The organism is Anaerolineae bacterium, assembly GCA_014360855.1.
Classification (GTDB): Bacteria; Chloroflexota; Anaerolineae; order JACIWP01; family JACIWP01; genus JACIWP01.
The window spans coordinates 1-8,276 of sequence record JACIWP010000133.1 but is presented as its reverse complement, the minus strand read 5'-3'; the positions used below and the strand labels follow the sequence as shown (position 1 = coordinate 8,276).

Here is an 8,276-nt window from a genome sequence, read left to right as displayed (position 1 = left end):
TCAGGGCAGTCCTCGGCGCGGAGGAGTGAGATGGAGCATCCGGTCTCCCCTCACGACCTGGAACTGCGGATGGCGCGCTGGACGGCGCACATAATAGCGCCGGCGGACGCGCCGGCCGAGGGACTGCCGGCGCTGGATGACGAGGATATCGCTTCCCTGCCGGCCTTCTGGCGGCGCAACAAGGTGCCGATATTAAGCCTGGCCTGTGCCGCGCCGGCGCACGAGTGGTGGACAATGCCGGCCCTCGCCACCCCCCTGCGCGCCGAGGAGGAATCCTTCGCCCGACAGCGCGCCGAATTTGAACTGGTGCGCCGGGCCTGGGCGGAAGAGGGCATTACCGCCATGTTCATCAAGGCCGCCGGCCTGCTTCCTTCTTTCCCTCACACCAGCGACAACCTGGATGTCTACATCCCGCCGGCGAAAGAGGACATGGCGCGGCGGCTCCTGCGCCGGCTGGGGTACGTCGAACTGCGCAACATCGAGGAGCCGCACAAGTACCTGTTCAAGCGCTTCCGCTTCGGCGAGGAAGTGTGCGCCGTGCATCTGCACCTGCGCCTGGAATGGAGCGTCTCGTTCCTGCATGAGGAACAGGCGTGGGAGCGCCGGCGGCCGGCCCCCGATGACGCCGGCTTTTGCGTCCCCTCGCCGGAGGACGCCCTGCTCATCACCCTGGCGCATGCCCTGTACGAGAACAAATGTCTGAAGTTGGGGGATGTCCTGCGGGTGCATGCCTGCTTGCGTCGCGGCGCGCTGGATTGGGCGTATATCTGGGGGACGGCGCGTTCCAAGGGCTGGGAGGCCGGCCTGGCCTTCGCCCTGCTGGCACATGACAGGCTGGAGCGCGTCCTGTACGCGGCGCCGGCCCTGCCGGCAGAACAGCGCGAACAGGCCGAACGCGCGCTGCGCGGCATCTGGCGCCGGCCGGCGCTGAAGCACCTGGCGATGCCGGCGCGGTTTCCCCTGCCGGTGCGCTTCGCCTTCAGCAAAGGGCTGTTCTTCGCTAAGATGCTGTCCGACGAGAATGTCCCCTGGCCGGCGCGCCTGGCGGACGCCGGCACGCACCTGGTCACCGGCACGAAGCTCAAACTCCATCTGCACAGCCAGCCGGCCATGCTCGTCGCCCTGAGCGGGGTGGATGGTTCCGGCAAAACCACCCAGGCGCAGGCGCTGGTGCACGCCTTCCGCCAATGCGGGATCCGCGCCCGCTACGTATGGAGCCGCGGCGGTTCCTCTCCCCTGGCCGGGCGCATGATCGCCCTGGGGAAGCGCCTGTTGGGGCGCCGGGCCGGCCCTCCGCCCGCCGGCCCCTCCTCGGAGGAGGGACGCGAGGCCCTGTTTCGCCATCCGCTGGCCCGCCGGCTGTGGCCGTGGCTGGTGTGGCTCGATCTCACCTGCCAGTACGCGTATCGGGTGCGCTGGCCCCTCCTGCGCGGCGATGTGGTGGTGTGCGACCGCTACCTGCTGGATGCCCTGGCCGAGATGGGGGCGCGCCTGGAGGACGCCGGCATCTTGCGGAGACTGCCGGCGCGCCTGCTCCTCTGGCTCAACCCACGTCCTCAGCGGGGCTTTGTGCTGGCGGTGGACCCCAAGAAGGCGCGCGCCAGACAGCCGGCGGAACTGCAACAGGGCACACTGGGTTTGGCCCAACGCCAGGCGGAGATGTATAATGTGCTGGCGGGCAAATTGGGGTATCAAGTGATAGACGGGGAGGATGAAGCGGAGCATGTGAGCGACACGCTGGTCTACGAGGTATTGAGCGGCTATTTCGCCGGCTTCCGGACCGCCCTGAACACCCTCCTGCTTTCCAACCCGAAGCAGTGCTCGGCAGGAAGGGAATTCCCGCCGTATTTGCCGCCCCGCCCGGCACCCATGCCGTTTCCCTGGCGGGAACAGCCGTGCGCCCCAGAGGACCCCATCCCATGACCAGTCGCCGGCGCGTGTTGGTCGTGACCAATATGTACCCGACGCCCCAGCACCCGGCCTTCGGCACCTTTGTGGCGGAGCAGGTCGAGGCCCTGCGCCGGCGGGGGTTGGAGATGGATGTGCTCTTCATCAACCCGCGGGAGAGCAAGTGGAATTACGCCCGGGGGCCGCTGTGGCTGCGCCGGCGCCTGGCCGGCAATTCCTATGACCTGATCCACGCGCATTACGTCTTCTGCGGGCTGATCGCCGCCACCCAGCGGCGCCTGCCGGTGGTGCTGACCCATCACGGCATCGAGGTGCTGGCCGGCTGGACGGCGCCGCTCTCCCGCCTGGCCTCCCGCCTGGCACAGGCCACCATCGTGACCTCGCCGGCGATGGCACAGCGCCTGCCCGGGAAGCCGGTGGTCATCCCCTGCGGCATTGACCTGGAGCTGTTCCGCCCCATGCCGCAGGAGGAAGCGCGGCGTGCGCTGGGCCTGCCGAAGGAGCCAAAGCTGGTGCTTTTCGCCGGCGAACCCCGACCCGAAAAGCGGCTGGAACTGGCGCAGGCCGGCGTGGAGGCCCTGCAGGCGCGCTGGTCGGGGCCGGTCGAGCTGGTCATCGCCGCCGGCCAGCCCCATGCCCGTATCCCGCTGTACATGAACGCCTGTGATGTGCTGGTGCTGGTGTCCGACTACGAGGGCTCGCCCATGGTCATCAAAGAGGCCATGGCCTGCGGCCTGCCCATCGTCTCCACCGATGTGGGGGATGCGGCCCAGGTGATGGGAGACACGCCGGGGTGTTACATTTGCCGGCAGGATGTGGAGGATATCGCGGAGAAGCTGGCCATGGCGCTGGCTTTTGGCCGGCGCACCGACGGCCGCCGACGTGTGGAACATTTGTCCCTGGATGCCGTTGCCGAACGGATTCATGCGGTCTACGAGGAGACACTGCGCCGTCATGGCTGATATCGAGCGCCCACTGCGCTTGCTGATACTGTTGGGGGAAGGCGGGCACACCAAGGAAATATTGATCCTGGTGGATATGCTGGGGCCGGAGTTCGAGTACGGCTATGTGGTGACGCGCCAGGATCCGCTCTCGGAGCAGAAGATTCGCCTGGCCGGCCCGGTCTATCGGGTGACGCGACCGCGCGGCAAAGATGACCCGGTATGGCGCGCCGGCCTGAAGCTGGTGCGCACGACTGTCGAGGCCCTGCGGGTGATGCTCGATTTCCGGCCGGATGCGCTGATCACCAGTGGGCCGGCGCTGGCCATCCCCTTCGCCGTGTGGGCCAGGCTGTTGGGCCGGGAGGTGATCTTCATCGAGACCGGCTCCCGCGTGCACCAGCTTTCCCTGACCGGCCGGCTGATGCGCTACCTGGCCACGCTTTTCTTCGTGCAGTGGCCGCAGTTGCAGGAGCGCTGTCCCTGGGCCATCTATGCCGGGAGGCTGTGCTGATGATCTTCGTGACCGTGGGCAGTACCGACTTCGACGCGCTGGTGGAGGCAGTGGACCGCCTGTGCGCGCCCGGCGGCCTGCTGGCGGGATATGAGGTGGAGATGCAGATCGGCGAGGGCCGCTATATCCCCCGCCATGCGCCCTATTTCCGCTTCGCGCCGGCCCTCGACCCGTATTACGACCGCGCCGAACTGGTCATCGCCCACGGAGGACTGGGCACGGCAGTAGAGGTTATCGGCCGGGGACGCCGCTTGCTGGCCGTGGCCAACCCCGACCGTTACGACCATCATCAGGAGGACCTGCTGAGCACCCTGGCGGAGGCCGGCCATCTCCTCTGGTGTCGAGACCTGCGCCGGCTGGAGGAATATATCGGGCTGGCCCTGCGGTTTTCCCCCACACCCTATACCTGTCCGCCCTGCGATATCCCGCGCATCATCCAGGAGCATTTGCGTCGGCGCCGGCGGCCGACCAGCTCGCGAAAGGAGGAGAGAAGATGATCAAGATCCACCCCACGGCTGACGTTTCCCCCGATGCCATCATCGGTGATGGGACCCAAATCTGGCATCATGCCCAGGTGCGGGAGGGGGCCCGCATCGGGGAGCAGTGCATCCTGGGCAAGGGCGTCTATGTGGACCACCATGTCTTCATCGGCAACCGGGTGAAGATTCAGAACTATTCGTCCATATATTACGGCGTGACCATCGAGGACGGGGTGTTCATCGGGCCGCATGTGGTCTTCACCAACGACCGCTACCCACGCGCCATCACGCCGGAGGGTGCGCTGAAGGGGGCGGATGATTGGGTGGTGACGCCGACGCTGGTCAAGGAAGGAGCTTCCATCGGCGCCGGCGCGGTCATCCTGCCGGGCGTGACCATCGGCCGCTATGCCATGGTGGGCGCCGGCGCCGTGGTGACGCGCGACGTGCTGGACCACGCCATTGTGCTGGGCAACCCGGCGCGGCAGTGGGATTTCGCCTGCATCTGCGGCCGGCCGCTCTTCCCCGATGGCGACGGCTGGACCTGCCGCGAGTGCCACCGCCACTACCGCCCCACGCCCCAGGGGCCGAAATTCGTGGACTTTCGCCGCTGACATCCCATTTCATTGGAGAAAGGGAATGATCCCGATTTCGAAACCGCTGTTGGGAGAAGAAGAGCGCCAGGCCGTGCTGGAGGTGTTGGATTCCGGCATGCTGGTGCAGGGCCGGCGCGTCCAGGAATTCGAAGAGGCCTTCGCCGCCTTCTGCGGGGTACGGCATGCCGTGGCCACCTCCTCGGGGACGACAGCCCTGCAGACGGCGCTGATGGCCCACGGCATCGGCGCCGGCGATGAGGTCATCACCACTGCCTTCACCTTTATCGCCAGCGCCAATGCCATCCGCTTCGTCGGCGCGCGGCCGGTCTTCGTGGACATTGATCCCCGCACCTTCACCCTGGACCCGAACCAGGTGGAAGATGCCATCACGCCGCGCACACGCGCCATCCTGCCGGTACATCTGTACGGCCTGATGGCGGACATGCCGGCCATCATGGATATCGCGGCGCGCCGCGGCCTGGTGGTGATCGAGGATGCCTGTCAGGCGCACGGCGCGGCCATCGGGGAGCGCCTGGCCGGCAGTTTCGCCACCGGCTGTTTCTCCTTTTACCCCTCGAAGAACATGACCACGGCCGAGGGGGGCATGATCACCACGAACGACGATGCGATCGCCCGGCGCTGCCGGCTGATCCGCAACCACGGCATGAGCGAGCAGTACCTGCACGAGGCAGAGGGCTATAATTTCCGCATGACCGATATCCAGGCGGCCATCGGGCTGGTGCAACTGCGCCGTCTGCCCGAGTTCAACGCCCGCCGCATCGCCAACGCGGCGTATCTGAGCGCCCACCTGCGGGGGGTGGTGGTGCCGTACGTGCCGGCCGGCTACCGACATGTCTTCCACCAGTACACCGTGCGGGTGCCCGATGGCCGGCGCGATGCGCTGGCCGCCGGCCTGGCGGAACGGGGCATCGCCAGCCGGGTCTATTACCCCCTGGCGGTGCATCAACAGCCGTATTACCGCGAATTGGGATATCGTGATATACTGCCGGCGACCGAACAGGCCTGCCGGGAGGTGCTCTCCCTGCCGGTGCATCCGGCCCTGACGCCCCAAGAACTCTCATATATCGTGGAGGCGGTGAACGAAATCCTATGAGCAAACTTCTGCGTGCCGCGGTGATAGGCGTGGGGAGCATGGGGCGCAACCATGCCCGCGTCTATGCGGAAATGGAAGATGTGCAGTTGATCGCCGTGGCGGATGTGGACCAAGCCGCCGCGGTGCGGGTGGCCAATATATACGGGGTGCGCGCCTACGCGGATTACCGCATGATGCTGGAGGCGGAGCCGCTGGACCTGGTGACCATTGCTGTGCCCACGCGACTGCATCGGGAGGTGGCGGAGGAGGCCGCGGCGCACGGCGTGCATCTGTTCGTGGAGAAGCCGCTGGCCGGCAGTGTGGAGGACGCGCGGGCCATCATTGATGCGGCGCGCGCCGCCGGCGTCAAGCTGGGCGTCGGCCACATCGAGCGCTTCAACCCGGCCATCCTGCAGTTGAAGGTGGAGCTGGATGCCGGCCGGCTGGGCCGCATGTTCCAGCTCCATGCCCGCCGCGTCGGTCCCTTCCCGCCGCGGGTAGAAGATGTCGGCGTGGTCTTCGATCTGGCAACCCATGAGCTGAATATCATGGAGTACCTGGCCAATGCCCGCGTGGTCAGCCTGTATGCCGAGACCGAACGCGAGATCCATGAACAGCACGAGGACCTCCTCTCGGGGGTGATCAAGCTCGACAACGGCGTGGTCGGTGTGCTGGACATCAACTGGCTCACCCCTACCAAGATTCGCGAGCTGTCGGTCATCGGCGAGCGCGGCATGTTCCGTGTCAACTACCTGACCCAGGAGCTGTACCTGCACGAGAACAGCTTTTTCAGCGAGAACTGGGAGAGCGCGGTGGCGTTGATGGGGGTGAGCGAGGGGCGCACCATCAAGTACGAGATCAAGCGCAAGGAGCCGCTCAAGGCGGAGCTGGAGTCCTTTGTGGAGGCGATCCGGGAGGACAAGCCGCCGGCCATCGGCGGGGAGGAGGGCCTGCGGGCGGTGTTCCTGGCGCAGAAGCTGGTGGAATCCGGCCTGCGCCATGAAGTGGTGCATCTGTAATATCGTGCCGGCCGTTTTCTGCCAAGAGAACGGGACGCATCCGTAACGGGCGCCCCGTTTTCTCGTCTATATTGGCGTGAGAAAACGCAGGCAGTGGATGCCGGAACGGCGCCGACGCACTGCTTTGCCCAGGTCGCGTGCCCGCCCCAGCCAAGGGTGTTGGAAAAGATGTGAAACGGGGATGGGGCTTCCGAACCGGATGCACCAGCGATACTTTTCAACACCCACTTGGCCTGGATTTGTGAGTCTCCGCCCCATGTGCTACATATATTACTATTGTGCGTTGCGGAGGTAATGAAGGGAAAATGAAACGACACCTGTTTGTCCCACTGGTCATTGTGCTAAGCATATTTCTGGTCATCGGTGCGACGGTTTTCGCCGGCCCGCGCATTCAGGACGAGAATGAGCCACCGACACCGCCGGCCGTCCCCGAAGAGAACCCCCTGCCCGGGTTACTGCCGCTGGGCACGGAGGGGCAGGCAGTGGAGCCGGCGGGCGTGAGCGCCGCCTGGAAATACCAAGTCACCCGGCCGGGCGTCTACGTCTTCTATGATTTCCGCAATATCAACCCGGCGGATTACCCCGGCCTCTTCAACGGCGGGCACATGACCTTCTACTGGAACCAGATCGAGAAGAGCTATCACGTCTACGATTGGAACGTGGTGGATTCGTGGATCGCCAATCAGGCGGCGTTGGGCAAGCCAGTGGCCCTGGAGATCGTCGCCTATGTGGGCGCCAGCAGTTACGACCCAGCGATCAAGGGATATGTGGCCCCTGGCTGGCTGCCCACCATCACCTGCACTGACAGCGCCGGCCGCGAGTTCAAGATCCCCCGCTACCACTACTCCTCTTTTCAGTCCGAATACCGCGCCCTCATCAACGCCTTCGGCGCCCGATACAACAACGACTCCCGCGTCGAGTTCATCGAGATCAGCACCGGCGTGGATGGGGAGAACCAGCCGGTGCAGTACAACCCCGGTAATGTGCTGGAAGCCTGCATCCAGGCGGACGGGCTGGGACAGTATCAATGGGAGACGTACATGAAGAACGTCTCCGATTACTACCTGGCCGCCTTTCCCACCAAGCCCCTGGTCATCCAGCACTACCCGACGCACGTGCATGATTCGGAGCGCCGCACCATCGCCCAGTACGACGGCCCCAAGGGCATCGGTTTCAAGGGCAACGGCCTGAAACCGGACCGCGATAAGGCCACGCGGCGGGATGGCGACCCGAGCTTCGATAAGGCCTTCCTGGATGACCCGGCCATCTCGTACTCCGATACCGTGCCCATCGGCTTCGAGACCTATCAATTTTACCTCACCGAGCCCATCTTGCAGTATTGGGCGGTGCTGAACGCCCTGGACAAGCACGCCGACTACCTGGTCATGGATCAGGACACCTTCACCGACGGCAATCCCATTCGGCAGGAGTCCCTGCGCTTTGCCATGCGCTACCTGGGGAAGAATGTGAACACCACGCCGGAGATCTGGGTGGCCCTGCGCGAGACCGGCTACACCTATTACCCGCAGTACGGCAACTACAGCTTCTACCTCTACCAGGATAACGGCGTGCCGGGAGGCAGTACCAAGGCGGTCACCTATCGCCCCAGGGGCTCTGGGGAATATCAGATTCAGAACACCCTGGTGGAGCCCAACGTATCATTCCTCGCCGGCACCAAGGAGGGCTGGATCGCCCGCCGCACCGACCAGGCCACTGGGAACCCCTATATGTG

The 8,276-nt window shown here is 65.4% G+C and carries 8 protein-coding genes; all 8 read left to right on the top strand.

The annotated features are described in order from the left end of the window. Positions 1–30: 30 nt before the first annotated feature. A complete protein-coding gene (locus H5T60_08550) occupies positions 31–1,923 on the top strand; it encodes a nucleotidyltransferase family protein (GenBank protein ID MBC7242480.1) in 1,893 nt (630 codons plus the stop codon). After that, a complete protein-coding gene (locus tag H5T60_08545) occupies positions 1,920–2,870 on the top strand; it encodes a glycosyltransferase (GenBank protein ID MBC7242479.1) in 951 nt (316 codons plus the stop codon). Before H5T60_08550 ends, H5T60_08545 begins: the two co-directional genes overlap by 4 nt. After that, a complete protein-coding gene (locus tag H5T60_08540) occupies positions 2,863–3,360 on the top strand; it encodes a hypothetical protein (protein MBC7242478.1) in 498 nt (165 codons plus the stop codon). The genes H5T60_08545 and H5T60_08540 overlap by 8 nt, the downstream gene beginning before the upstream one ends. Continuing rightward, positions 3,360–3,857, top strand: a complete 498-nt coding sequence (locus H5T60_08535; protein ID MBC7242477.1) for a hypothetical protein — start codon at positions 3,360–3,362, stop codon at positions 3,855–3,857. Before H5T60_08540 ends, H5T60_08535 begins: the two co-directional genes overlap by 1 nt. Next, positions 3,854–4,450, top strand: coding sequence for an N-acetyltransferase (locus H5T60_08530; protein MBC7242476.1), 597 nt, complete (start codon positions 3,854–3,856; stop codon positions 4,448–4,450). Before H5T60_08535 ends, H5T60_08530 begins: the two co-directional genes overlap by 4 nt. 25 nt (positions 4,451–4,475) lie before the next feature. Next, positions 4,476–5,546: a DegT/DnrJ/EryC1/StrS family aminotransferase gene (locus H5T60_08525; GenBank protein MBC7242475.1), complete on the top strand. Its 1,071-nt coding sequence runs from the start codon at positions 4,476–4,478 to the stop codon at positions 5,544–5,546. After that, positions 5,543–6,544: a Gfo/Idh/MocA family oxidoreductase gene (locus tag H5T60_08520; GenBank protein MBC7242474.1), complete on the top strand. Its 1,002-nt coding sequence runs from the start codon at positions 5,543–5,545 to the stop codon at positions 6,542–6,544. Before H5T60_08525 ends, H5T60_08520 begins: the two co-directional genes overlap by 4 nt. A 305-nt stretch (positions 6,545–6,849) precedes the next feature. Then, the coding region (locus tag H5T60_08515) for a hypothetical protein (protein ID MBC7242473.1) at positions 6,850–8,276 on the top strand (1,427 nt) is incomplete at its 3' end.